The organism is Pseudomonas frederiksbergensis, from assembly GCF_003732705.1.
GTDB classification, from domain to species: domain Bacteria; phylum Pseudomonadota; class Gammaproteobacteria; order Pseudomonadales; family Pseudomonadaceae; genus Aquipseudomonas; species Aquipseudomonas frederiksbergensis_F.
The window spans coordinates 351,207-375,628 of record NZ_MOBR01000008.1; the positions used below are offsets into that span (position 1 = coordinate 351,207).

Sequence of the window (24,422 nt, forward strand, 5' to 3'; positions counted from 1 at the left end):
CATGAGCAGCGTGCTGATTCGCAATGCCCGATTGGTGAACGAAGGTCGTGAGTTTGACGGCGATCTGTTAGTCAGCAATGGTCGTATCGTCAAGATCGCCAGCAGCATCGAAGGCGAAACGGCGAACGTGGAAATCGATGCCCGGGGTCAGTGGCTGCTGCCGGGGATGATCGACGACCAAGTGCATTTCCGTGATCCGGGGGCGCCGGACAAAGGCAGTTTCTACACCGAATCCCGAGCTGCGGTGGTCGGCGGCATCACCAGTTTCATGGACATGCCGAACACAAATCCGGCCACCCTCACCCTCGATGCATTGGCCGACAAAAAGCGTCGGGCGGCGATCAACTCGGTGGCCAACTACGGCTTTCACTTCGGGGTAAGCAACGACAATCTCGACACCGTTGCCGCGCTCAACCCTTGCGAAGTGGCCGGGGTGAAAGTGTTCATGGGCGCCTCCACCGGCAACATGCTGGTGGACGATCCACGGATTCTCGAGCGACTGTTCGCCGAGGTACCGACGATCCTGTTGGCCCACTGCGAACACACACCCAGCATCGATGCGAATGCCGCAACCCTGCGAGAACTGTACGGCGAACAGATTCCTGCCGCCGCTCACCCGCTGATTCGCAACGCCGAGGTGTGCTTTCGTTCCTCTTCAATGGCTGTGGAACTGGCCAAGCGTCACGGCACCCGACTGCACGTTCTGCACCTGACCACGGCAAGCGAACTGGCGCTGTTCGACGACAAGCCACTGGCCGAGAAACGCATCACCGCAGAAGTCTGCCTGCATCATTTGCTGTTCGATGATCGCGACTATCCGCGCCTGGGCAACTTGATCAAGTGCAACCCGGCGATCAAGTCCCAGGGCGACCGTGATGCGTTACGCCAAGCTTTGCTGAGCAACCGACTGGATGTGATCGGCAGCGATCATGCGCCCCACACCTGGGCTGAAAAACAGCGGCCTTACAGTCAGGCGCCGTCCGGTCTGCCGCTGGTGCAACACGCCCTCCTCGCGTTGTTGGAATTGGTCGCGGACGAAGTACTGCCGATCACCACCCTCGTGGCCAAGACCAGTCACCGCGTGGCCGATCTGTTCGCGATTCCCGACCGTGGTTATCTGCGCGAAGGCTACTGGGCCGATCTGGTACTGATCAAACCCGAGCCCAATGGCATTGCCGTTTCCCAGCAACCAATCCTCTCCCAGTGCGGCTGGACGCCTTTCGCCCACCATCGCTTTCGCCACAGCGTCAGCACCACACTGGTGTCGGGGCAAATTGCCTGGCACGCCAATCGTCTATATGAAAGCTGCCAGGGTTTGCCCCTGCGCTTCATGCGCTAACGCGCCTTCCCGAGAACAGTGACCATGATCCACATCACCCTGCCCGACGGCTCACTGCGTGAATACGATCAGCCTCTGTCCGTGTATGAGTTGGCGGCGAGTATCGGCTTCGCGTTGGCCAAAGCGGCAGTGGCCGGTCGGGTGGACGGTGTGTTGGTGGACTGTGGATTCGTGATTCAGGGCGATGCCCGGGTCAGTATCGTCACGCCTCAAGAGCCCGATGGCCTGGAGATCCTGCGCCGCTCCTGTGCGCTGATGTTGGCCATGGCGGTCAAGCAGCTTCATCCAAGTGTCCTGCTGCTGAAGGGCTCGGCACTGGGCGATGGGTTCTTTTATGAGTTTGCGTTGCAGCGCACGCTGACACTGGCCGACCTGATCCCGATTGAAGTGCGGATGCGCATGCTGGCGGCGACCAACCATTCGATCCGGCAGCGACCATTGTCCGCCACCGAACAGCACTCGGTGTACTGCATGGGCGACAGCGAATACTTGAGCAAGGGACCTCACGTCCCCGCCACCAAAGTGCTGCAGGCCTTCGCCCTGGATCATGTCGGCGGCACGTCGCTGCAACGGATCTACGGCACCTGCTGGCCGAGTCAGGAGGAACTGGAACGTTGGCGAACGCCGCCCCAGGTGATGCTGGTGAACATTGATGAGCGCCAGATCGCCTTCACCCAATCGGTGACCGAGCAACTGCGACGGAGCGGGATTCACGCCCATGTGGACCTGCGCAACGAGAAGATCGCCCACAAGATTCGCGTGCACAGTGAGCGGAGCGTGCCGTATCTGTTGGTGGTCGGAGAGAAGGAAAAGCACGGCGGGTTTGTCAGCGTGCGCAGTTGCAGCGGGGAGGATTTCGGGCGGATGAAGATTGATGAGGTGTGTGGGTTCTTACACCCGAAGGATTGTGGTGTCTGACACAACGCCTTCGCGGGCAAGCCTCGCTCCTACAGAGGGTGATACCTGTAGGAGCGAGGCTTGCCCGCGAAGCTTTTAAGCTCTCGGCTTCACAGTGCCGCAATCCTGACCCAGCCAAACCGCGCGGGTATCCAGGCTGCCCTTCTGCTGAATCCCGGTGGCATTGAAAGTGCCATTGACCTTGGTGGTGAACTCACGATCACTGAGGAACGTCGCCACACCCGCACCTTGCGCTTTCGGGCAGCTGAAGCGGAATTTCCACTGGTTGCCGGTGCGATCGGTGATTTCCTGCTTGCAGCCCGATTGCGGATCCGTCAGCGGAATGTTGTCCGACGCTACCTGGGCCTGGGTCAGACAGGCACGAATCCCCTTGCCGCCCATGGTGATGCCCTGCTTCTCCAGTTGCGCCCGTTGTGCCGGGGTCATCTGGCCTTGCAACTGGCCGAGGATCAATTGCAGATCTGGCAGGTTCTGGTCATCGACCTTCATGTTGCTGGTGGTCAACTCCCACAAACCCGGTTGCAGCATCTGCGCCTGAGCAGCCACAGGAAGGGACAAACCAAGGGCCATGGCCAAACCCAGCAGACGAACGTTCATCGAGTAACTCCTGATCAATAGTGGCCGTTAGACGTCAGCCATGTGCTTCGGTTCATGGGCCAATTAAATAGCGACATTCTGCACGGAACATGGTCTTTTACGTATTGAATCTTCAGGAGCAAGGTTGCCCCATGGATTATTTTGGACCGCATGTTTTCGGTTATCTGATCGCGCTACTGCACTCGCTGGGCCTGATTGCCGCCATCCACGCCGTGTTGACCGTTCGAACCGCCCAAGGCTCGATCGCCTGGGCCCTGTCGCTGTTGTTCATTCCCTACCTGACGCTCATCCCGTACCTGGTCTTCGGCCGCAGTACCTTCGATGGCTACATCAAGGCGCGGCGCCAGGCTAACGAAGAAATGCGCAAGGCCATCTCCGAGCTGAACTGGCGCCCCTGGGTCGAAGAAGCCCTGACCGCCCGCGCATCCAACGCCTACGCCTCATTAAGAGCGATGCCCAAACTGGGGCGCATGCCGTGCCTGGCAAACAACGAAGTGCGCCTGCTGATCAACGGCACGGCGACCTTCGAGGCGATTTTCGAAGCCATCAGCAACGCCAAAGAGGCGGTGCTGATTCAGTTCTTCATCATCCACGACGACCGACTCGGCCAACGCCTGCAAACCCTGCTGCTGAAAAAAGCCGCCGAAGGTGTGGCGGTTTATCTACTTTACGACCGCATCGGCAGCCACTCGTTGCCCCACAGCTACGTGCAGCCGTTGCGCGAGGCCGGCGTCGAAGTCAAAGCATTTGCCACCCGCAGCGGCTGGCTCAACCGGTTCCAGGTCAACTTTCGCAACCACCGCAAGATCGTGGTCGTCGACGGTGTGCTGGGTTTCGTCGGTGGGCACAACGTCGGTGATGAATACATGGGCGAGAAGCCGCCCCTGGCGCCGTGGCGCGATACCCACGTTCAAGTGCGCGGACCGGTGGTGGCCTGCATGCAGGAATCCTTTGCTGAAGACTGGTTCTGGGCCGCACGCTCACTGCCGCCACTGATCCTGTCGGACGTTTACCCGGACGATGGCGTGCTCTGCCAATTGCTCGCCAGCGGCCCGGCGGATTCCTACGAAACCTGCTCACTGTTCTTCGTCGAAGCCATTCATGCAGCGACGGAGCGGGTGTGGATTACCAGTCCTTACTTCATTCCAGACGAGGCCGTTTTCGCCGCATTAAGGCTGGCGGTACTGCGCGGTGTGGATGTGCGATTGCTGCTGCCGTCGCGACCGGATCACCGGATCGTTTACGCCGCGTCCAGCCTGTATGCCTTCGAAGCCGTGCGCGCAGGCGTGCGCGTTTTCCGCTACCAGCCCGGATTCCTGCATCAGAAAGTGGTGTTGATCGACAGCGAAATCAGCGCAATCGGCAGCGCCAACCTGGACAACCGTTCATTCCGGCTGAATTTTGAGGTGATGCTGCTGACCGTCGACAGCGCGTTCGCCGCCGAGGTGGAACAAATGCTCAACGATGACTTTGCCCAGGCCCACGAGATCGCCAAAGAAGAAAGCCGGGAGACCCACCGCCTGCAACAGATTGGCATGCGGGTCGCCCGGCTGATTTCACCGATACTCTAAGGGTTGTAGATGTCGTCGCGGGTCCAGGGCAGTTCATGGCTGCCATCGGCGTGGGTTTTCACCGCGAGAATCTGGTGCAGGTTGATCCAGCCTTTGGCGAAGGCATAGGCGCAACCGGCCAGGTACAGCCGCCAGATTCGCAGGGCCTGTTGCGGCACCTCTTTGGCGGCGGCTTCCAGGTTGTCTTCCAGGCGTTCGCTCCAGTGGTCGAGGGTGCGCGCGTAATGCAACCGCAGGCTCTCGACATCGACGATCTCCAGCCCTGCTTCGCTGATCTCGGCAGAGATCATCGACAGGTGCGGTAGCTCGCCGTTGGGGAACACGTACTTCTCGATGAAATCACCGGCACCGCGTCCGACCGGACGGCCATCGGTGTACTTGGCGGTAATCCCGTGGTTCATCACCAGGCCACCGTCCTTCACCGCGCCGAACAGGATTTTGCAGTACTCGGCCAGGTTCGCATGGCCGACGTGTTCGAACATGCCGACGCTGACCACTTTATCGAAGCGCCCATCCTGAGGCAGATCGCGGTAGTCGAGCAGTTGCAGTTCGATCAGATCGTCCAGACCTTCTTCTTTAACCCGTTCACGGGCCAGGGCCAGTTGCTCTTTGCTGAGGGTGATTCCGAACACTTTTGCGCCAAACTCACGGGCCGCATACCGCGCCAACCCGCCCCAGCCGCAACCGACATCCAGCAAGTAGTCGCCCGGTTGCAGACGCAGCTTGCGACATAGATGACGGAATTTGGCCTGCTGGGCTTGCTCCAGGGTTTCACTGCCGGTCTCGAAATAGGCGCAGGAATACGCCATGTCGCTGTCGAGCCACAGCTGATAAAACGCGTTGGAGAGGTCGTAGTGGTAGGAGATGGCTTTGGCGTCGGTTTCCTTGTCGTGAACGAGGCGAACCGGCTGACTGTCGGCGTCACCCAGCAATGCCTGGCTCCACTCATCACAGACGCGGATGACATCGCTGATTGAGCCTTCCAGCTCAAGTTTGCCTTCGACAAACGCTGCCCCCAGTGCGTCCAGGCTTGGATGGGTCAATTGGGTAACCATTTGTGGGTCCTTTACCACAATGGTGACGCTGGGCGTCGGGCCCAGATTGAATTCATGGCCATCCCAGAGTCGCAGGCGAAGAGGTAGCTGCAGATTCTGTAAGGCCGGTGGAAGTTGCGCGAGCATGGAAAATCCCCCTTATTTCAGACGTCTGATGTGAGGGTAGACCATCCTAGAAAAATAGCTGGCTATCGATTTAATAGCCTTTTTCTATATAGCTCGCGACGCTTCAAACCGCCGTCGTGAATCTGTAAAAACAATGGTCCACACCTAGATGACTACGAAGTGAGCACACAGTTCTAAAAAGTTTATATCGCCGAGACCTCCCGGTTTAGAGCGTTGGCTACGGGTATATCAGACTTCATCTTTCAACTTGAGCAGCGGCTCCTGGAATCGCAGCAAACGCCCGGCGTTGCCCAATACCAACAACGTGCTCATGTTATGCAGCAACGCGGCAATCATTGCCCCCGCCGCGCCGAGCCAGCCGAACGCCGCGAAGGCGACGATTGCCAGGGTCCAGCCCAGGCCGATGATCACGTTGACCTGCAATGTCTGGCGGCACTGGCGACTTAACCGCACACACGTCCCGAGCCGGCGCAGGTCACTGCCGATCAGCACGATGTCCGCCGAGGCGAGCGCGATATCCGCTCCGCCGGCGCCCATGGCCACACCGACGACACCGGCCTTCAACGCCAGGGAATCGTTAATGCCGTCACCGACCACCATTGGCCGGAAACCACTGCCGATTTCCGTCAGCACGCGATTGAGTTTGTCTTCAGGCAAGGCTTGAGCTTCGACATCGCTGATACCGACATCGCGAGCCAGCGTATGGGCGACGCTTTGCCGATCCCCCGTGAGCAATAACTGCCGACCCAATCCCAGCTCACGCAATTCATTCAAGGCAAATCGCGCTTCAGGTTTGACGGTGTCCGCCAGCAACAGCCAGGCGAGAAACTCACCGTTCAGCGCCAGCCCGGCAATCGGCCCGTCGTGTTCGGGAACAGCCGAAGTATCGATACCCAACTGCGCGAATAACTCTGGACGCCCGAGGGCCGCTTCGCCCTGCTCCGTCATCGCCACCACGCCCAGCCCCTGGCGTTCGTGAATGTCGGAGAGCAGCAGGAAATGCTCCTGAGTCACCAGGCTGGCCAACGCACGACTGACCGGGTGGCTGCTTGCCGAGCCGAGGCTGGCGGCGAGTTTCAGCACGTGATCACGATCCTCCAACGGGCTGTCGATGGATTGCAGGCGCAAGGTGCCGAAGGTCAGCGTCCCGGTTTTATCGACAACCAATGACGTCAGGTCTGCCAGCTCTTCAAGGAACGCCGAGCTGCGAATCAGAATCCCGTGACGCGCCGCCACCGCGACCCCGGCAATCGCCGTGGCCGGCGCCGACAACACCAATGCGCACGGACACGCCGCCACCAACACCGCCAACATCGCCTGGGCATCGTTGGTGATGAACCAGGTCACGGCAGCGAGCAGCAACACCAGCACCATGTAACTACCGGCGTAACGCTCCAGCAGGCGAGTGATCGGTGGCTTGGAACGCTCGGCGCTTTGCATCAGCGCGATGACTTTGCCGAGGGTCGATTCGTTGCCGGTACGGGTCACTTCAATCCGTAGCAGGCCATCAAGGTTGATCGCGCCGCCGAACACGGTCATGCCAACCACCGCTTCCAACGGCACCGACTCACCGGTAATCGACGCGGTGTCGAGGCTCGCCTGACCCGACAACACCCGACCATCCGCCGGCACTCGATCACCGGCACGCACCTCAACAATGTCGCCAGACTTGAGCGTGCCGTTGTCGACCTCAATCACCGTGCCGTCAGCTTGAACCTTGCGCGCATGGCTGCGGGTCAATTTGCCGAGGGCGTGAATCGCCTCTTGAGAGCCGATGACACTGCGCTCTTCCAGTACGTGGCCGAAGATCATGATGATCGGTAGTAGCGCCGCCGTCAGCAGATCACCCGTGGCCCAGGCTCCGAGCATCGCCAGGGCGATCAGTTGATCGGTGATCCCGTGCAAGCTTGGGTAGCGCAAGCTGTACCAGGCCGAGCGCATCACCGGCACGGCCACCAGCAACGAGGCGAAACCCAACAGCAATTGGCTGACCCCGGTCTGCTCCGGCGACACCCAGCGCCAGATCAAACCGAGCCCGAGCAAGCCCAGGGCGAGCATGGCCAGGGTCAGTTGGCGCGCGGCGCTGCGTTGTTCAGCCGAGGACAACATGCTCGGTGCGGCGGCGGTTTGGGCAGTCATTGTGCAGCTCCCTGAATGATCAGGCGGGAATCGTCTTTCGGATCGACCGTGGTTACTGAGCCGGCCTGGCCGAGAATCTTCGGCATCCGCTCACGGTAAATGCGCAGCAGCATTTGTGGGTCCGTGCCCTGCTGTTGCGCCTTGGCCAGGCTCAATACCGTCGCTGTATCCGCCGAGGCCTTGGCCAGTCGTTCACTGGCTTGAGCGTGGGCGACCTGCACGGTTCGGTCGGCTTGTTCGTTGGCGGTCTGGGTCAGTTTCTCGGCTTCGGTGCGCGCATTGGCCACGGCTTTATCGGCTTGCTGACTGGCGGTCAGCACCGCGTTGAATGCATTCACCGCCGGGCCGGGCAGACTCGATTGCACATCGACCCGGGCGACTTCGATTCCGATGCCCTGCCCGGTTGCGCTCAATTCGGCCAGGCGTTGATTGATGCCCTGCACCAGATCACCGCGCAAGCGTTCGCGGCGTTCGGCGGCGTTGTTGTCGGCGCCGATCAGTTCAGGTCTTGCAACCAGAATGGTGTCCAGATCCCGCGCCGCGGTAAGCGCCAAGGCACTGCGGGTGACCAGGCGATCCAGTGCCGGCAGCACATGTTCACCTTGAAGGACGAAGGCATACGGTTCGGTGACTTTGTAAAACACCCGCACATCCAGTTGCACCACGCCGGCGTCACCGGTCAGCAAATAACCGGAGCCGGCGAGTGCATCACTGAGCGGCGTGGCAAATGTCGCCACCCGATCTGCCTGCAATGCGACATCGCTGCGCAGCAGATTTTCCACGCGACGCTCGATCACCCGGTCCGCCGCTGGCAACAAAATCACCTGCTCGAACGGACGTGGCCACGCCAATAACAGACCCGCATTTTGAATGCGATCCAACGCACCAAAGTGCAAAACCACCGCACGATTTTGCGGATCAATCTGCCGCACATTGGAGAACGCCCAAGCCAAAGCGGCCAACACCGTGACCGCGTAAAGCGCCAAAAAAGCCAGACGCCCGGCCTGAATCCAGGGGCTGCTTAACTCATTTGTTCCACGTGGAACCAAATTCATGGCTGCGACCCGGACTTGTTTTCGAGGCTCGGCGGACCGTCCACCAACACCCTGAACGGTGCCGCATCGGTGCGCAAAATCAGTTTGGTGCCCGGTGAAACAATCGTGCCCAAGGTATCGAGCGAGCGCAGCAGGTTGTAGAGCTGTGGCGATCCGGCGTAGGCGCGGCCATAAATCTGTGCGGCTTCGACGCGAGATTGCGCTTCAATATCGGCGGCTTTTACCGTGGCATCGGCCTGCACGATGCGCGCATCACGTTCGGCGGCAGAACGGATTTGCGCCGCTTCGCGTTTACCGATGGCCGTGCGTTCGGTGGCAATTGTTTCACGCTCGGCACGCATGCGATCGACGGTGGCGGTGAGCGTCACCGACGGCAACGTCAGTCGCTCAATGCCGACTTGCAGCACGCGCACGCCATAAGTCGTCAGCAACTGCTGATCAATCTGCTGACGCAACTGCGCTTCGAAATCGGCGATGTGCACTTGGTTGGCGTCGGTGTTCACCAGGTTAGCCAGATCGAAACTGCTGGCGGTGGTTTCCAGTGCCGAGCCAACGAAGGTGCGAATCTGCCGCGCGGCTTCATCCGGCTGGTTCTGCACGGCGCGCATAAAACGCTGCACATTGTCCGGGTCACCCTGCACCTGCCACGCCACATAAGCCTGAACGATGATGCGCAAACCATCCCGCGTGCCGACGTCCTGCAAACCACTGGAGGTGGTTCGCAAACGCAGGTCCACCGGAATCGCCGCTTCGAACGGCGCCGGCCAGCGCCAGCCCAAGCCCGGTTCCAGCAACACCCGCGACGGATTGCCGAAACGGGTAATCACCGTGGCCTCCCCCGAACGCACTTGCACCAGGCTCGCGGCGGCGATGGCGAAGGCCACCAGCAACGCCGCCCAACCCATTCGCCGCCACGGGAATGGGCCGGCTTCCCCGGGTTCACCGTGGTGGTGATGGTGATGGTGATGACCGTGAGAATGCCCACCGTGGCCGTGATCGTGGCCAGTGTGGTCATCGTGATCGTGAGTATGCGACTGGCTCAATGGGTGGCTCCTGGCTGAGCGGTGTTACGCGACGACGCAGGGTCGGCCGGCAGCGTGAACGTACGCAGGTCAATGGTCGGCGCGTTGCTGCTGCCGCCCAGACGATGATCGAGAACCAGGAGCTTGGCGTTGGCCAGGCCCTGGGTCAGTTGACTGAAATACTGCTCCAGCACAAAGGCCTGGCCGGCACTGGCGTAGGCTTTGCGCTCGGCGCTGAACCGCAGGTCCGACGCCTGCGCCGTGGCGTTGATTTCCCGCGCACTGGCGGTGGCTTGATCGCGAGCAACGCTGGCCTGCAACTGCGCCTGGTTGGTCGCCTCCGCTGCGGCGCCGCGCTCACGGGAGATCAACGCCTGCGCACCAATCTGCGCCGCTTGCACAGCGTGATAAGCATTGGCGGCTCCTGCCGGTGGATGAATCGCCTCAACGACCGTGGCGAGAATTTCCACGCCGCTGTCGAGTTTCTGCAGGTCTGCCTGCACCGCACGACCGATCTCTTCACCCAGCCCTACCCTGTCCTCACCGAGCAAACCGTCGAGGGTTCGTGAGGCAAAGTCATGCACCAGAATTCGGCTGGCGGTGCTGCGAATCAGCGTTGGGACATCGGCGCTGTTGTAGGTCGCGGCCAACGCGTCCTTGTCATTCAAGCCGATGCGATAAACGAAACGCACGTCCATGTTGACGATCTGGAAGCTCTGCTTATCGGCACGGCTGCTGGCGATGACTTGGGATTTATCGTTCACATGGCTGGCGTCCCACAAGCGATTGGCAATCGCCGGGGCCGGGCCTTCAGCCGACTCGGCAACAACAGGTGCCGAGGCTTCACCGACGCTGGTGGCCAACTCATGCACCACGCCATTCTCGATGTTCAGCACCCGCCCCAGCGGCCAAGGCAAACCGGCATGCAAACCAGGGCCGAACACCTCCACCGGTTTACCGAAACGCTCGTAGATGCCGCGCCCCTGCAACGGGATTTCGTGAATCCCGGTGAGCGCCCAACCGACCATCGCCACTACCGCCAGCACCGGAAAAAATGCCCGACGCATATAGGTGAAGGCCCAGATTTGCCGCAGGTCGATGCCGAAGCGGTTATGCAATTCGTGCTGTAACGCGAGCAACGGCTGTGGCGGCCAACGCAGCATGTCGGCGACAAAGCTGCGCGCCAGTAACGCCGGTTCAAGGTTTTCACGTTGCGGACTGAACAGTGAAAGCACGGCGCGCAGCAATAACTCGACCGCCACCAGCCCCGGCAGCAAACCGATCAGCACCGCCAGACGCACCGGCCAGACGGAGGTGTCATTGCCGAACAACAAGCAGAGCGCGCTCAGCACCAGACAAATAATCGCGACTCGAGTCAGTTGCGCCAATGACCCGGCTTCAGGCCATTCGGCAACGTTTTCCTGGGCCAGTTGCCGCTCCAGTACCAGCAAACCGAAGGCCAGCAGCAACGACAGCGCGGCGCCGATACTGGCGGACAAGCCCAGCGTGGCGGGCGTTAGCGCCAGATTCCAGACTTGCTTGATACTGAACAACGTCAACAGCGCCCAACCGACCAGCCAGAACGTCGACGCGCCAATCTGCGCCAGCAGGTGCACCCAGCGCTGGCTGATCCGATCCAGCAACCGCTCGTACCAGCCCACCGGCGCGACCGTTTCTTCCTCGACGACCACAGGCACTGACACGCTCGGATTCATCGCTTGCGCGCGCCATTGCGTCACCCACCAGGCCGATTGCAGACCGGCAACCAGCACCAGCAACCCGGCGCTTTGATTGACCAACAGCGCGCCCCACAGCGACTGCGGTGCAAACAGCGCGACAAAAAACGCCAGCACCAGTCCCACCGCCGCCAAGGCGCTCAGGCCGATGGCGTACTGACGCAATCGCCGCCCGTGAAAGAGCGCCTGCTGAAAACGCGGCAACCCGGCTACTTGCGTTCCATCGACATCAAGATCGACTTGCATACCACCCCAGTGTTTATCGTTGCTGACGTCGAACCCCGTCACATCTCGTTACCTTATAACGAAAGTGGTGAAATTTCCGTTCTAAATAGCTGTATCTAAAGGTGCGCAACCTGTCGCTTAGCTGAAGCCTTGACCGAAATGCCCGGTAACGCACATATTACGTTCGTAATTTTTACCAACGGCTACGTTTATTCATCCGTTCCCTTTCAATCCAGGAGTACATCCATGAGCACCTATGACGTCGTGATTCTGGGCGCAGGCCCGGGTGGCTACAACGCAGCGATCCGCGCCGGCCAACTGGGTCTGAAAGCCGCGTGCGTCGAAGGCCGCGCCACCCTCGGCGGCACCTGCCTGAATGTCGGCTGCATGCCGTCCAAGGCGTTGCTGCATGCCTCCGAACTCTACGACGCGGCCATGGGCGCGGAATTCGCCAACCTGGGGATCGAGGTCAAACCGACGCTTAACCTCGCCCAGATGATGAAGCAGAAGGATGAAAGCGTTAGTGGACTGACCAAAGGCATCGAGTTTCTGTTTCGCAAAAACAAAGTGGATTGGATCAAGGGCTGGGGCCACATCGACGGGCCGGGCAAGGTCACCGTGACCGATAGCGCGGGCGGCAAGACCGAGCTGAGCGCCAAGGACATCATCATCGCCACCGGCTCCGAGCCCACTCCCCTGCCCGGCGTCGACATCGACAACAAGCGCATCCTCGACTCCACCGGCGCGCTGTCCCTGAGCGAAGTGCCGAAGCACCTGGTGGTGATCGGCGCCGGGGTCATCGGCCTGGAGCTGGGCTCGGTCTGGCGGCGTCTGGGGGCTCAGGTGACGGTGGTCGAGTTTCTTGACCGGATCTGCCCCGGTGTCGATGGCGAGGCCGGCAAAACGTTGCAGCGTTCATTGACCAAGCAAGGCATCAACTTCAAGTTGAGTTCCAAAGTCACCAGCGCCACGACCTCGGCAAACGGTGTGCAACTGAGTGTCGAACCCGCCGCCGGGGGCACCGCCGAACTGCTGGAAGCCGATTACGTGCTGGTAGCCATCGGGCGCCGGCCTTACACACAAGGGTTGGGGCTGGAGAACATCGGCCTCGCCACCGACAAGCGCGGCATGCTCGCCAACAAGGGGCACCGCACCGAGGCGGCCGGCATCTGGGTGATCGGCGATGTCACCTCCGGGCCGATGCTCGCGCACAAGGCCGAAGACGAAGCCATGGCCTGCGTTGAGCAGATCGTCGGCAAGGCCGGCGAGGTCAATTACGATCTGATCCCCAACGTGATCTACACCCGACCGGAGCTGGCCAGCGTCGGCAAGACCGAAGAACAGCTCAAGGCCGAGGGGCGTGCCTACAAGGTCGGAAAATTTCCGTTCACCGCCAACAGCCGGGCGAAGATCAATCATGAGACCGAAGGCTTCGCCAAAGTGCTGGCCGATGAGCGCACCGACGAAATCCTCGACGTGCACCTGGTCGGTCCGAGTGTCAGTGAAATGATCGGCGAATATTGCGTGGCCATGGAGTTCAGCGCGTCAGCCGAAGACATCGCCCTGACCTGCCATCCGCACCCGACGCGCTCCGAGGCGTTGCGCCAGGCGGCAATGAATGTGGAGGGGATGGCGACGCAGATGTAGCTCAAGTGATCGTTCCCACGCTCTGCTTGGGAATGCAGCCCGTGACGCTCCGCGTCACATCAGGAGCCGAACGCGGAGCGTCCGAAGAGGCATTCCCACGCAGAGCGTGGGAACGATCCTAGCTGGTCGGCAAATGCTCCAGAGGCAACGCCCCCGGTGTTTTCACTGTGTGAATCGCAAAGTTGCTGCGGATGTCGCTCACCCCCGGCAACTTCAGTAATCGCCCGGTGAGAAACCGGTCATACGCGCGCAGATCCGGCACCACCACTTGCAGCAGAAAATCCGATTCCCCTGACACCAGAAACGCCGAAATCACCTCGGGCAACGCCGTCACAGCCAAGCGAAACGCCTCGGCCTGTTCATCGTTGTGGCGTTCAACCTTGACCCCGACAAACACCGTCAGGCCGAGCCCCACTTCATCTCGATCAAGGTTGGCCTGATAGCCGCGAATCACCCCCGCCTCTTCGAGCATCCGCACCCGGCGCAAGCACGGCGAAGCCGACAAGCCGATCTCATCGGCCAATTGCACATTACTCAACCGGCCGTCCCGTTGCAGGGCGGCGAGAATCTTGCGGTCGTAGGCATCCAGTTTCATGTTTGGCAGATCCTGATGGTATGCACGTCATTACGTGGCAGGTTATGCCAATCCAGACGGTTTTAGAAGTGAACTACGCAAGCACCTGCCCTGCCCTCCGGCCCTAGACTGGCCCTACCAAATCGACAACGAACGGGGTGCAACATGGCAGGTCTCTGGCTGTTTTTCATGGCACTGGCGGTGGTGTATCTGCTGCCAGGCCCGGACATGATCCTGCTGCTGCAAACCGGCGCCCGTCAGGGCAAAGGCGCGGCGCTGGCCACGGCGATTGGCCTGGGCATCGCCCGGGGTTGTCATGTGGCATTGGCGGCGCTGGGGCTGGCGGCGTTGTTCAAAGCGGCGCCCTGGACCTTCGATGTGGTGCGCCTGGCCGGGGCCGCCTACCTGTTGTGGATCGGTATTCAGTGCCTGCGCACCACGATGCTGCCCAGTCTGAATGGCGCAAGCGAGACGGTCGAAAAATCGCGCTGGCGTGAGTCGATCCAGCGCGGTTTGCTGACCAATCTGCTTAATCCCAAGGCACTGTTGTTCTGCTCGGTTTTGCTGCCGCAGTTCATCAATCCTCAGGCCGGGCCGGTGCTCGCGCAATTTGCCACCCTTGGCGTGCTGCTGGTCGGCATCGGTTTGCTGTTCGACAGCGCTTACGCACTGGCCGGCGCCGCGCTCGGCCGTTGGCTGCAACGCAGCCCATCGGCCCAGCGGGTGCAGCAATGGCTGTTCGGCAGCCTGTTGATCGGTTTCGCCCTGAGGCTGACGTTCGTTCAACAGGCGTGAGCCTTACTGCGCTTTGCGGCGGCGACGACTGATCAACCACAGCGCCGCCGCCACGACCACCGCGACACTGCCAAACTGCACCGGTTTCTTATACGGCCGCAGCGTTGACCGCGCGGCATCCACCACTTGGGTCACATAGCGTTTGCTGGCGTTCTGGAAGTCCGGGGATTGGCACTGATGGCCGAAATCCCCAGCCCAGTACACGTAAGGGCCTTCGTCGACGTAGCGCTGGTAAAGCGCGCTTTGCTCTTCGAGGCTGGAATTCCAGCTCGATGCCGTACACAGCACCGCCGCAAAGGCCTGGCTGGTGCGCGGCAGATTGTCGGCGGCGCGGCTGGCCAATGCCGTGGCAACAAACCGGTAGTGGTAGCGCTCGTCCGGTTTGGCCGCGCTGGCCTGCTGGCGCTGTACCTCCCCTTCCGCCACCAAGGGGCCGACTTTCAGCTCGGGAGTCTCCAGGCTGTAGTTACCGCCGAACGTGGCGTAATCCGGGGCCATCTCATAGCCCAGGATTTCCATTCCCGAATATCGAGCGAACGTCGCAGCGCCGAACAACGCGGCGGCGCGAGTGGTGGGCCACCACGCCGCGTCGGCCTCATGGCGGAAGTGCGCATAAGCCTTGGCCTTGTTCTGCAGTTCAACGTTATCGAAATACCCAGGCGCCTCGTCATAACGCTCTTCCCGCAACAACCGCCGCCCGAGCAAATTGCGCAGGCTCGCCGCCACCGGCAACGGCACATAGTTGTCGCGTTCCTGCTGGGTCAGCGCTGGCGGTGCGGGCACTTGGGTGTCGACGTAATGCTTGAGCTCATCGACCGTCAGCACTCGCTCGGCGACCGTAGCCGCGTCGAGCCAATACACACCTTTGCTGCGATAGAGCTGATCGAAGGCTTGCAGGTAGTCCCCCCGCTCCAGCGCGAGAATCGCGCTTTCACCTTCGACCCGGCACTTGGGCTGGACGCTTTCGAAATCCCAGTCCGCGGTGCGTCGTCCACCCCAGGACTCATCCTGCGGGAATGCCTGGGCGGCTTTCGCATAGGCCGCAGCGGCAGCGGTTTTATCACCCTCGCGCAGCGCCAGTTTGGCCCGCACCCACCAGGCCAGGCCGCCATCGCCCGCGTGCTCGACAAAGGCTTTGGCGCTGGCGTAGTCGCCTTGTTGATAATTCATCGCCGCCAGTCGATCAGCATTGTCGAGGCTGCCACGGGTGCTGTTTTGCAGCAGCTGGATCAGTTTCTTCTCGCTCGGCGGTTGATCACCAAATGACCAGCCAACCCGACTGACCAACGAGGCTGTGACCAGTTGCTGCACGGTTTTGCCCTTGAGCAATTCGGCCAGTTGATCGTCAGGCAAAGCGCCGAGTTCGCCCATCAACTGCTTGAGCGAGGAGTAGCCCACCGCCGAACCGTGGATGTTTTGCGTGGCATAGAGTTTGATGGCGCGGTTCCAGTCGCCCGCCGTGAGCACCACTCGGGCTTCTTCGCCGAGGCTGGCGACGCCCAGTTCCAAAGGGTCGCTGAAACCGTCGATGCTCAGTTGGCGAGCCTGTTCGAAAGCCTTTTGCGATTGCGCCAACAGACCGGGGCTGGCACCCGCCTCGTCGCTCATGGCGAACAGCGCCCGGCCCAATGAGTAAGCCGCCCAAGTGCTGCGCAACGCGCGTTGATCGGCCGGCAGCGCCAGCACTTTCTGGAAGTACTCGGCGGCCAACCCATGGTCGCCAGCGTTGAATGCTATGGCGCCCGCCAGATACAGGCGTAAATCCATCGGCAAACTCGCGCCTTGGGCTTCCACTTCATGGGCGTCGGTCAACGTGCGCAGTTGCTTCACCAGCGCTTGCTGCTCAGGGGTCAAACCGGCCTGTTCGGCCTGGTCCCGTTGATCGGTGTAGCTCGGCGCGTCGCCGTAGCCGTAATCCGGATTATTGGTGGCGGCGGTGACGTTCTTCAGCCCGGCGATGGCATGCCCGAGGCGATTGATCTCGAAAGCGAAGTTGCCTTCCGGCAACTCCGACAGTGACTGGCCACGGTTATCCAGCAGGCGCATGGGGAAGTCCGGCCCACAGGCCAGCGCCGAACCCAAGGGCAAACTGAGGCTCAGGCAGAGCAGATGACGGGGCCAGTTACGGGTGAACATTCGAACCTCCTTGATCAATATATGTGCAACGTGCCCAACCGATGGCGCGCTGTCCGCCGGCCGGCATTCGACCGTCGCGCAGGCGGGTGAAGGTAAGCAGATCCGGGCTTTGTTGCAACGCATAACCGGCCAGCGCATCGGCACCGTCACAGCCTTTCACCACGAGCGTCAGGCGTTCGGGCCAGGCGCTGTCGAGATTGCCCGAGTTGGTGAGGGCGATGTCATAGAGGCCATTTTGTTCGGAGAGTTGCAGGTTCAGGCGACTGTCGAGGACATCACCGCGGGCCACGGCGCCCAGGGTTGTCAGACTCCAGGCACGGCGGTCACCGGCCAGCGGCAGGCGGAACCAGATCAACCCCGCCAGATGGGCCGGCGGATGTTTGCGCAACTCGCTGCCGAGCGCGCTCAATTGCTGTGGATCGGCCAGCAATTCCCGACGTTTGCCGCCGCGCTGGATGGGCACTTCGCTTTCCACGACCGGTGCGCCATCGGCGTCCGGCAACAACGCCACGCCATAGGCCGGCAATGCCAGATAGAAGGGTTTGGGGGTGAGGCGACTCCAGGCCTTGGCCCACTGTTCAGCCTGAGCCGCATCGAACAAGCCACGACGTGGATCGCTGACCGCGTGCACCTGCAACACGCTGCTGTCCACCGTCGCCAACAACCCAGGCAATTCAGGGCTGTCGAGCCAGGCCGGCAACGCGGTGATGCTCAGCGGTAAAGACGCCGGCAGTACGGCGCGCAATTGTGTAAGGAATGCCCGATAGGCCGGGAGCCGGGCGTTACCGGCATCGTGGTCGATTTCCACGCCGGCCACGACCAAACCTTGAGCGTGCCAATCGCCGAGCAGTTGCCGGACCTGCGCAATGACCTCGTCCTGATCCAGCGTCTTGAGCTGGCCATCCAGACGAATCACCGCAATCAGCGGTCGACCATCGCGTTTGAGCAACACCGGATCAACCCGCGCCCGGCGCCAGCCGTCCTGGGGGAAAGCCTGCAAGGCCAGTACCCGCAAGGTCGAGAAATCGGCGCGACTGTCCCGCAGCGCGGCTTCATGGGCCGGGGTCCATTGCCGTTGCCAGATGTAGAGTTGTTGGTCGAGTGGTGGTGCGTCGGGTTGGTTGCAGCCGTTGAGCAACAACAGCGCAGCCAGCAGAACCGAGAGACGAACGAAAAACGACATGAAATCCCTGATCCCTGAAACACAGGTCTACAGGGTACACAAAACCCTGTGGGAGCGAGCCTGCTCGCGAATGCGGTGTGTCAGGAAACTTCAACGCTGAATGACATACCGCTTTCGCGAGCAGGCTCGCTCCCACAGTTATTCTTCTCTAGGGCTTACGGGCGATGATCACCTGACTTTTCGCCACCACCGCATCCAGTGCTTGTTTGATCTGCGCGCCCCGTGGCGAATTCAGCACCGCTTGCCAGGTATCGGCCCAGTGATTGAGCAGCGGATGGTCGGCATTGCTGAAATCAACCTTGGCTTCCCAGAACAGCAGCATCCACATCGACCAGTAGAACCCGTACTGGCTGTGGCTCAGCACTTCCAGCCCGGCCTCGCTGACCATTGCCTTGAACTGCTCTTCGCTGATGATGCGAATGTGGTTGGGCTTCTGGAAGTATTCCGGCGCAGCGATGTCTTTTTGCAGGTCTTCGGAGCTCGGGTGCGGGACGCTGAGCAGATACAGCGCCCCCGGTTTGCCGACCCGCACCAGTTCGGCAAGGAACTGCGCCGGGTCGTCAACGTGCTCGATCACCTCGGTGGACACCACACGCGTGGCGGTTCCATCGGCAATTGGCAGCGGATTGCAGTCAGTGACGTGGCACTCAACGTCGCGAGCCGGCGTGTCGCCCAGGCGCAGGCGAGTGGCTTCGACCTTGGCCGCATCGATGTCGGCAATGATGATCTTCGCCCCACGCATCCCGCAGAAATGCACGTTGCCGCCATCACCGCAGCCGACGTCGAGCAAGGTGTCCTCGGGGGTTACCGGGAAACCGGTGAACAACTCGCCGGTTTGCTGGTTGAACCAGCCGCTGAGGATTGCATCGTGCAGGCCGAGCATGTACGGATCGACCTTGTCCGCGACCGGTGCCACGGGCTGCGCGGGAGCAGGAACAGGAGCGGGCGTGCCCGCCGTGAGTTTCTTCAAAAGGCTCAGCATGAGGTGGCTCCAGAGGACGGGACGGCGGATCGGGACGTGCTCAGACGTTGCACCAGCGAGGCGCCGCGATTGCGCATGGGCATTTCGACAAAGCGGTAATTGAGTTCGCTCAACAGCGCGATCAGCCCGCCAGCGATAAGGATGGTGAGGATCGGATGCCCGGCCGGGCTCGGCAAACCGGCGGCCTGCAAACGGAAAATCAGTTCCCGCACCAGCAGATAAGCCGGAATGTGGATCAAGTAAATCCCATAAGAGCGGCTGCCGATCCACACCATCAGATTCTTCAGCACACCCGCTGGCATCAGGTAATCACGGTTGTAAGACGCGACCCACACCAGCACCGCACTGAGCACGGCAATCGCGCCGATCCGGTAGTTAGTAAAGGTAAAGCGATCCGTCGCCATCACACTCAGCGCCAGCGCCACGATCAGCAGCACCGACACACCGGCCCACGGCCGGCGCAGGAAGGTCGGCTCCCAGCGCACATAGCCGGGCCGCGCACTCCACATCGCCAACAGGATGCCGAGGGCCAGTGCGTCGGTGCGCACCACCATCAGGATCGGCGTACGCAACGTGAACAACTGCACCGCGACCAGCGCCAGCAAGGCCCAGACCAGGTGCTTGCGGCAGACCAGAATCAACAGCGGGAACAGCAGGTAGAACTGCTCCTCCAGCGACAGGCTCCAGTAGACGAAACTGGTGCCGTATTCGTAGCGATAGAAGCTGTCGGCGAAGCGGAAGTTAGCGAATTGCGCGACCCCGGCCAGCGTCGCCTGCACGTTGGCGTGTAACGTGCCGAACGCCCCGGAGCGGTTGATAAACAGACATGCCAGCAGCATCAACGCCAGCCACAGCCACGCTGACGGCAACAATCGAAAGGCTCGACGCAGCCAGAAGTTGCGCGTCTGCTGCCAGTATTCCTGGCGCGTGCTGCAACCTTGCAAAGCGGGGATCAGGCTGCGCGCAATGACGAAACCCGAGATCGCGAAAAACAGATCGACGCCCCACCAGGGTTGCGCCCAGGCATGGATGCGTTCCAACGACGGCACGATGTCGGTGAACAGGCTGCCTTGCAGGTGATGGAACAACACGCCGAGCACCGCAATGCCGCGCAGCAGCTCGATGTCCATGATGCGTTTGCTGCTCATGCCATTCTCCCCGGCGCGTCGTCGGCAGCCAGCGGTTTGCGGGCGATGATCACCTGGCTCTTGGGCATGAACTGATCGAGCATGTGCTTGATCGCCAACCCGTTGGGCTGCGCCAACAAGTCCTGCCAGGTTTTCGCCCAGCTCTCCATCAACGGCGGGTACGGCGCCTGGATCCGGTCGCGCACCGCGCCACTTAAATCACGTCCGGCCGCCCTTTCGCTGGCCCAGAAAAAAATCATGCCCATGACCCAGAAGAACCCGGTGGCCTGGCGATGTTCGATCACCAGCCCTGCCTCTTCCACCATCGCGGCAAACCGTTCGGGAGTAAAAATCTGTACGTGATTGGGTGACTGGAAATAACTGGCCGGGGCGATGCCCTTTTGCAAATGCTCGCCCACCGGGGCCGGCACACTGAGCAGATACAGCGCCCCGGGGCGGCCCATGCGCACCAGTTCCGCCATGAAGGGCTCAGGCTGATCGATGTGTTCGAGCACTTCCATGCACACGACTCTGCTCGCACAACCATCGGCCAGGGGCAGCGGCAGGCTGTTGCTCACCAATCCAAGATTTTGCTGGTTCGATTGCGCGTCCACTTGCCGGGCCAGGTCGCGGACCTTGTCGTGTTCGCTGTCGGTAAAGATCACCGACGCACCCTGGCGCACGGCAAACAACGTCGCCACACCTTCCCCGCAACCGACGTCCAACAACGTGTCGTCCGCCGTGATGGCAAAGCCCTTGAGCAGTTCGCCACTGTCGTTCAAAAACCAGCCATCGAGGATGGCGTCATGCAAACCGACGTCCCGTGGCGAGACATTGGCGACCGGCATGAGTGCCGGCAACGGCGCCGGTCGCAGTCGTGCGAGCAAGCGCCGGATCATGCGCCCGAGGCTTCCGCAGGCAGCGCTTTGGCACGCTCCAGCCGCTGTTCGAAGAACGTCCGCAAGCGCTGTTCGGTGCTGGCCTGGCTGCAGAATCGCTCCAGGCTGCGCACCGCGTGGGCTGACATCCGGGCATAGCGCTCGGCATCGGTTTTCGCCACGTCATAGCTGACACGATAAGCGGTGCACAACGAATCCCAATCGGTCACGTAGCGCAGCGTGCGGTACGCCGCCCGGGGATCGTGGGGCCACGCCGTCAGCTCATCGGTGGAATCGACGATGAACGCATTGTCGCTATCGACGTAGTCGGCCATCGCCGTGTTCAGCGGCGCAATCGCCGGTTTGCCGCAAGACATGAACTCCATCAGCGGCAGGCACTGCCCTTCGCCGAACGAGCAATTCACCACGTAACTGGTGGCCTCGACCAACCGTTCGTAATCCATATCGGCCAGATAACCGTGGATCAGCACGATCCGACACTGGTACGACTGGTTCTTGTAGAGGTGGTGCAGCATGTCGTTCAGCGCGTTGGCGATGTCATGGTGGGTCAGTTTCAACACCAGCGTCGCATCGGGCGTGTCGCGGAACGTGGTGCAGAACGCGCTGAGCATGTCCTGCCAGTTCTTGCGCCCGTCGTAGGGGTTGAACACCGACGTATAGACCACGCCTTCCAGCTGCAACTGGCAATCCTGCGGCGGGCCGTCGAACGAGAGCGGCGATCCTTCGCACAACGCGGGTGGGCCGTAAGCCCGCAAATCCGTGGTACGGCTGTCGATCAACAAGCCGCGCAGGTTCAGTTGCACCGGCTCCACCACCGCACGCTTGGTCAGTTGCTCGCCCCGAGCGGCAAAGCGGTCCCACACCGGTGCGGGAATGGCGCAGATCGGATAGTCGGCGCCCATTACGTCGCGCACGGCATTTACGGTGAAGGTCGAATGGGTAATCGCCATGCCGCAAGCACCCAGCACCAGGCGCCAGTCGTGGCGGGGTTCGCCCTGCCAGCTTTCGGTGGGGATGGTGCTGAACTCCCAGGCGAACAACGGGAGGGTCGGGCAGGCGTAATGAATCGGCGTGCGATGGGGCGGTGAGAACGACAGGAAAATGCAGTCTTCGCCACGGCTCAGGCAATCGAAATACAAACGATCGACCAGTTCGTCGGGGTTGCTGACTTCGATGACTTGACCCAGTCGCTCCAGCACCGGGCGGAACTCCTTGAGTACAAAATAGTAGCTGTACTCCGGCCGCCCCAGGTTCTGCTGGATGTTGCTCTTGTTGGTTTCCGAATGAATGATGATCAGCATGATGCAGTCCCCGCTTCGGCTGTCAGCGGCGTGGTTGCGCTGCTCGGGCTCAGCCCGAAAAACTGCGCCACACGCTGCTGTACCGGGGCAAAACCGCAGTAATCGCGCATGCGGTCACTCGCTGCCGTGGCCATCGCCTGATACTCCTGCGGGCGGTTCTTGGCCATGGCGTAGCTGTCCTCATAGGCGGCTTTCAACGAGCCCCAATCCGGCCGATGGCGCAGGGTGCGATAGAGGATGCGCGCGTCTTCCGGCCAGATCGTCGGCTCATGACTGGACTTGACGATGAACCCGACCCGCTCGTCGATGTAGTCGCCCATCGCCGTGTGGTTCGGCGCGATTACCGGTCGGGCGCAGGACATGAACTCCATCAACGGCAAGCACAAGCCTTCACAGCGGGACGCGTTGACGTAGAAACTCGCCGCGCCGTAAAGCCTGGCGAATTCCTCGTCTTCCAGATAACCGTGCATGACCACCACCCGGCAGGCGAACGGCGAGAGTTGCGATAGCAAGGTAATCAGATGGACGTAGTAGGTCGACAAGTCGTTCTGGGTGATCTTGAGCACCAGCGTGGCGTCTTCGGCGTCACGCAGGGCCCAGCAGAACGCGGTGATCAGGTGGTGCCAGTTCTTGCGCCCGTCTTCAGGGTTGAACACGCTCACATACACCACGCCGCTGACGTCGATCTCGACCCGTTCGCTGGTGTCAGGCAGCAAGGCTTGCGGGTGCTCGGCCGGTTCCATGGCTTCGCTGACGGTGGTTGCCAGCGGCAGTGGCTCGGGCAATGGTTCTGGTGCTGACTGCGGCGCGCGCAACCGGATCAGTTGCTTGCGCACGGTCACCGGCACCAGGTCGCGAACGGCTTCGCGATACCACAGCAGCAGGTAGTGCTTAGTGATGAACGCCCGTCGCCGCAGGGTCAGTGGCGGTGGCGGTGGTGGTGGCGGTGGCGCGGTGGGTTCCGGTGCTTCAACACTCAGGCCGCGGGTTTCCAGTTCCTGATGATTGAGTATCGGCGCGATCAAGCCATCGGCGGACAGGCCCATCGGACGGCTATCAATGATGCAGCCCTTGATCTGCAACGTGGTGCCCGGGTTTACCGGCGCACTCGGATATTGCTGACGCACCTCGGCGAAGCGTTCCCACAACGGGGTGGGCAGCACCAGCACCGGGAAGTCTTCACCCAGGGTGCGGCGGATGGCCTGGGCGGTGTGGCTGGACAAGGTAATCACCCGACCATGACGGGCCAGGGTCTGGCTCCAGTCATGGCGCGGATCGTCATCCCAGTGCTCGGAGGGGATCGAGTCATACTCCCAGGCAATCACGCACACCATCGGGCATTGCAGGTCGATCGGGGTTTTATGCGGCGGCGAGAACGACAGGAACAAACAGTCCTGACCCGCCTGTTGCAGCTGCCGATACAGCGGATCGACTTCAGCGGCCGACGACACCACATGCACCCGCCCCAGGCTTTCGAGCACCGGACGATACGCCTTGAGCACGAAGTAGTAACTGTATTCGGGACGACCGAGGCTCTGGCTGATGGAGCTGTCGTTGACGTCCGAGTAAAGAATGAAATTCATGGCATCCCACGATGAAACCGCCGTCCCGGCAGCCCCACTCTATGACGGCAAAGCCACGGATCGAGTCGGCGTCTGCCGGTCGTCGTCCATCGTCTTCTTGCCCGTCTACGTTCTTGTTTTAATGGTCAGCTTCGCGGGGTTTGGCAGCGACTTTCGTATCACCCCACACGAACCTGGATAATCGTGACGAGGGGCATTCTAAACACATCCGTCGAGGATTCGTGAACCGCCCGGCGAGAATAAACAGCCCCGCGCCAACGAGAACTGACCAGTCACGGTTGGACCTGTTGAAATTGCCGAGCAATTGGCACAGATTGGCTACCAAACAACTACAACAAAACATTTCGCCTGTCTTTCGACCAACGAATCCATCCGGTCCGTCAGACATCTCCGTCAAGCCTGTGGGGAATGG

19 protein-coding genes are annotated in these 24,422 nt (G+C 61.2%); 5 read left to right on the top strand and 14 right to left on the bottom strand.

Translation table 11 applies throughout. The features are described 5' to 3' along the window. The first annotated feature begins 1 nt into the window (after position 1). Together BK667_RS10755 and BK667_RS10760 are read left to right on the top strand one after the other, a co-directional pair. On the top strand, positions 2 to 1,339 hold the full coding sequence (locus BK667_RS10755) for a dihydroorotase (protein ID WP_123597566.1): 1,338 nt from the start codon (positions 2 to 4) through the stop codon (positions 1,337 to 1,339). A 24-nt stretch (positions 1,340 to 1,363) separates the two neighbouring features. Then, the gene (locus BK667_RS10760; protein WP_123597567.1) at positions 1,364 to 2,257 is read left to right on the top strand and encodes a His/Gly/Thr/Pro-type tRNA ligase C-terminal domain-containing protein; all 894 of its coding nucleotides are present in this window, start codon (positions 1,364 to 1,366) and stop codon (positions 2,255 to 2,257) included. A 75-nt stretch (positions 2,258 to 2,332) separates the two neighbouring features. Here BK667_RS10760 and BK667_RS10765 read toward each other — a convergent pair whose 3' ends face one another. Further along, a complete protein-coding gene (locus BK667_RS10765; protein WP_054617102.1) occupies positions 2,333 to 2,854 on the bottom strand; it encodes a DUF3617 domain-containing protein in 522 nt (173 codons plus the stop codon). A gap of 131 nt (positions 2,855 to 2,985) precedes the next feature. Here BK667_RS10765 and cls point away from each other — a divergent pair, with 131 nt between their 5' ends. Beyond that, positions 2,986 to 4,425, top strand: coding sequence for a cardiolipin synthase (cls, locus tag BK667_RS10770; RefSeq protein WP_123597568.1), 1,440 nt, complete (start codon positions 2,986 to 2,988; stop codon positions 4,423 to 4,425). On the opposite strand, the gene cfaB is transcribed toward cls, so the two are convergent. The 5 genes from cfaB to hflK (BK667_RS10795) all read right to left on the bottom strand — a co-directional run bounded on the left by cfaB (position 4,422) and on the right by hflK (BK667_RS10795) (position 11,804). Then, positions 4,422 to 5,606, bottom strand: a complete 1,185-nt coding sequence (gene cfaB, locus BK667_RS10775) for a C17 cyclopropane fatty acid synthase CfaB (RefSeq protein WP_123515577.1) — start codon at positions 5,604 to 5,606, stop codon at positions 4,422 to 4,424. The genes cls and cfaB overlap by 4 nt on opposite strands. 228 nt (positions 5,607 to 5,834) lie before the next feature. Next, positions 5,835 to 7,745, bottom strand: coding sequence for a heavy metal translocating P-type ATPase (locus tag BK667_RS10780; protein ID WP_123597569.1), 1,911 nt, complete (start codon positions 7,743 to 7,745; stop codon positions 5,835 to 5,837). Next, positions 7,742 to 8,800, bottom strand: coding sequence for a protease modulator HflK (gene hflK / locus BK667_RS10785; protein WP_123597570.1), 1,059 nt, complete (start codon positions 8,798 to 8,800; stop codon positions 7,742 to 7,744). Before hflK (BK667_RS10785) ends, BK667_RS10780 begins: the two co-directional genes overlap by 4 nt. Continuing rightward, positions 8,797 to 9,843, bottom strand: coding sequence for a protease modulator HflC (hflC, locus tag BK667_RS10790; protein ID WP_123597571.1), 1,047 nt, complete (start codon positions 9,841 to 9,843; stop codon positions 8,797 to 8,799). The genes hflK (BK667_RS10785) and hflC overlap by 4 nt, the downstream gene beginning before the upstream one ends. Then, positions 9,840 to 11,804, bottom strand: a complete 1,965-nt coding sequence (gene hflK / locus BK667_RS10795) for a protease modulator HflK (RefSeq protein ID WP_123597678.1) — start codon at positions 11,802 to 11,804, stop codon at positions 9,840 to 9,842. Before hflK (BK667_RS10795) ends, hflC begins: the two co-directional genes overlap by 4 nt. Before the next feature lie 225 nt (positions 11,805 to 12,029). On the opposite strand from hflK (BK667_RS10795), the gene lpdA reads away from it, so the two are divergent. Then, positions 12,030 to 13,430 (top strand): dihydrolipoyl dehydrogenase, encoded by a 1,401-nt coding sequence (gene lpdA, locus BK667_RS10800; protein ID WP_123597572.1) that lies wholly within the window; start codon positions 12,030 to 12,032, stop codon positions 13,428 to 13,430. Positions 13,431 to 13,548: 118 nt separating this feature from the next. Here the strand turns inward: lpdA and BK667_RS10805 are convergent, their stop codons facing one another. Continuing rightward, positions 13,549 to 14,025 carry an Lrp/AsnC family transcriptional regulator gene (locus BK667_RS10805; protein WP_123515567.1) on the bottom strand — a complete coding sequence of 159 codons (477 nt, stop codon included), beginning with the start codon at positions 14,023 to 14,025 and terminating at the stop codon, positions 13,549 to 13,551. 144 nt (positions 14,026 to 14,169) lie between these two features. Between BK667_RS10805 and BK667_RS10810 the strand changes: the two genes are divergently transcribed. Then, positions 14,170 to 14,799, top strand: coding sequence for a LysE family translocator (locus BK667_RS10810; protein ID WP_123597573.1), 630 nt, complete (start codon positions 14,170 to 14,172; stop codon positions 14,797 to 14,799). A gap of 3 nt (positions 14,800 to 14,802) precedes the next feature. Here BK667_RS10810 and BK667_RS10815 read toward each other — a convergent pair whose 3' ends face one another. The 7 genes from BK667_RS10815 to BK667_RS10845 form a co-directional block, all read right to left on the bottom strand. Further along, positions 14,803 to 16,935: a hypothetical protein gene (locus BK667_RS10815; RefSeq protein ID WP_123597574.1), complete on the bottom strand. Its 2,133-nt coding sequence runs from the start codon at positions 16,933 to 16,935 to the stop codon at positions 14,803 to 14,805. Beyond that, positions 16,922 to 18,118 carry a DUF3142 domain-containing protein gene (locus tag BK667_RS10820; RefSeq protein ID WP_123597575.1) on the bottom strand — a complete coding sequence of 399 codons (1,197 nt, stop codon included), beginning with the start codon at positions 18,116 to 18,118 and terminating at the stop codon, positions 16,922 to 16,924. Before BK667_RS10820 ends, BK667_RS10815 begins: the two co-directional genes overlap by 14 nt. A gap of 148 nt (positions 18,119 to 18,266) precedes the next feature. Next, a complete protein-coding gene (locus tag BK667_RS10825; RefSeq protein ID WP_123597576.1) occupies positions 18,267 to 19,100 on the bottom strand; it encodes a class I SAM-dependent methyltransferase in 834 nt (277 codons plus the stop codon). Next, positions 19,094 to 20,248: an acyltransferase family protein gene (locus BK667_RS10830; RefSeq protein ID WP_123597577.1), complete on the bottom strand. Its 1,155-nt coding sequence runs from the start codon at positions 20,246 to 20,248 to the stop codon at positions 19,094 to 19,096. Before BK667_RS10830 ends, BK667_RS10825 begins: the two co-directional genes overlap by 7 nt. Next, complete coding sequence (locus BK667_RS10835) at positions 20,245 to 21,126, bottom strand: class I SAM-dependent methyltransferase (RefSeq protein WP_123597578.1); 882 nt, start codon at positions 21,124 to 21,126, stop codon at positions 20,245 to 20,247. Before BK667_RS10835 ends, BK667_RS10830 begins: the two co-directional genes overlap by 4 nt. Further along, a complete protein-coding gene (locus BK667_RS10840; protein WP_123597579.1) occupies positions 21,123 to 22,427 on the bottom strand; it encodes a glycosyltransferase in 1,305 nt (434 codons plus the stop codon). The genes BK667_RS10835 and BK667_RS10840 overlap by 4 nt, the downstream gene beginning before the upstream one ends. Beyond that, positions 22,421 to 24,010, bottom strand: a complete 1,590-nt coding sequence (locus BK667_RS10845) for a glycosyltransferase (protein ID WP_123597580.1) — start codon at positions 24,008 to 24,010, stop codon at positions 22,421 to 22,423. Before BK667_RS10845 ends, BK667_RS10840 begins: the two co-directional genes overlap by 7 nt. Between the last annotated feature and the right edge of the window lie 412 nt (positions 24,011 to 24,422).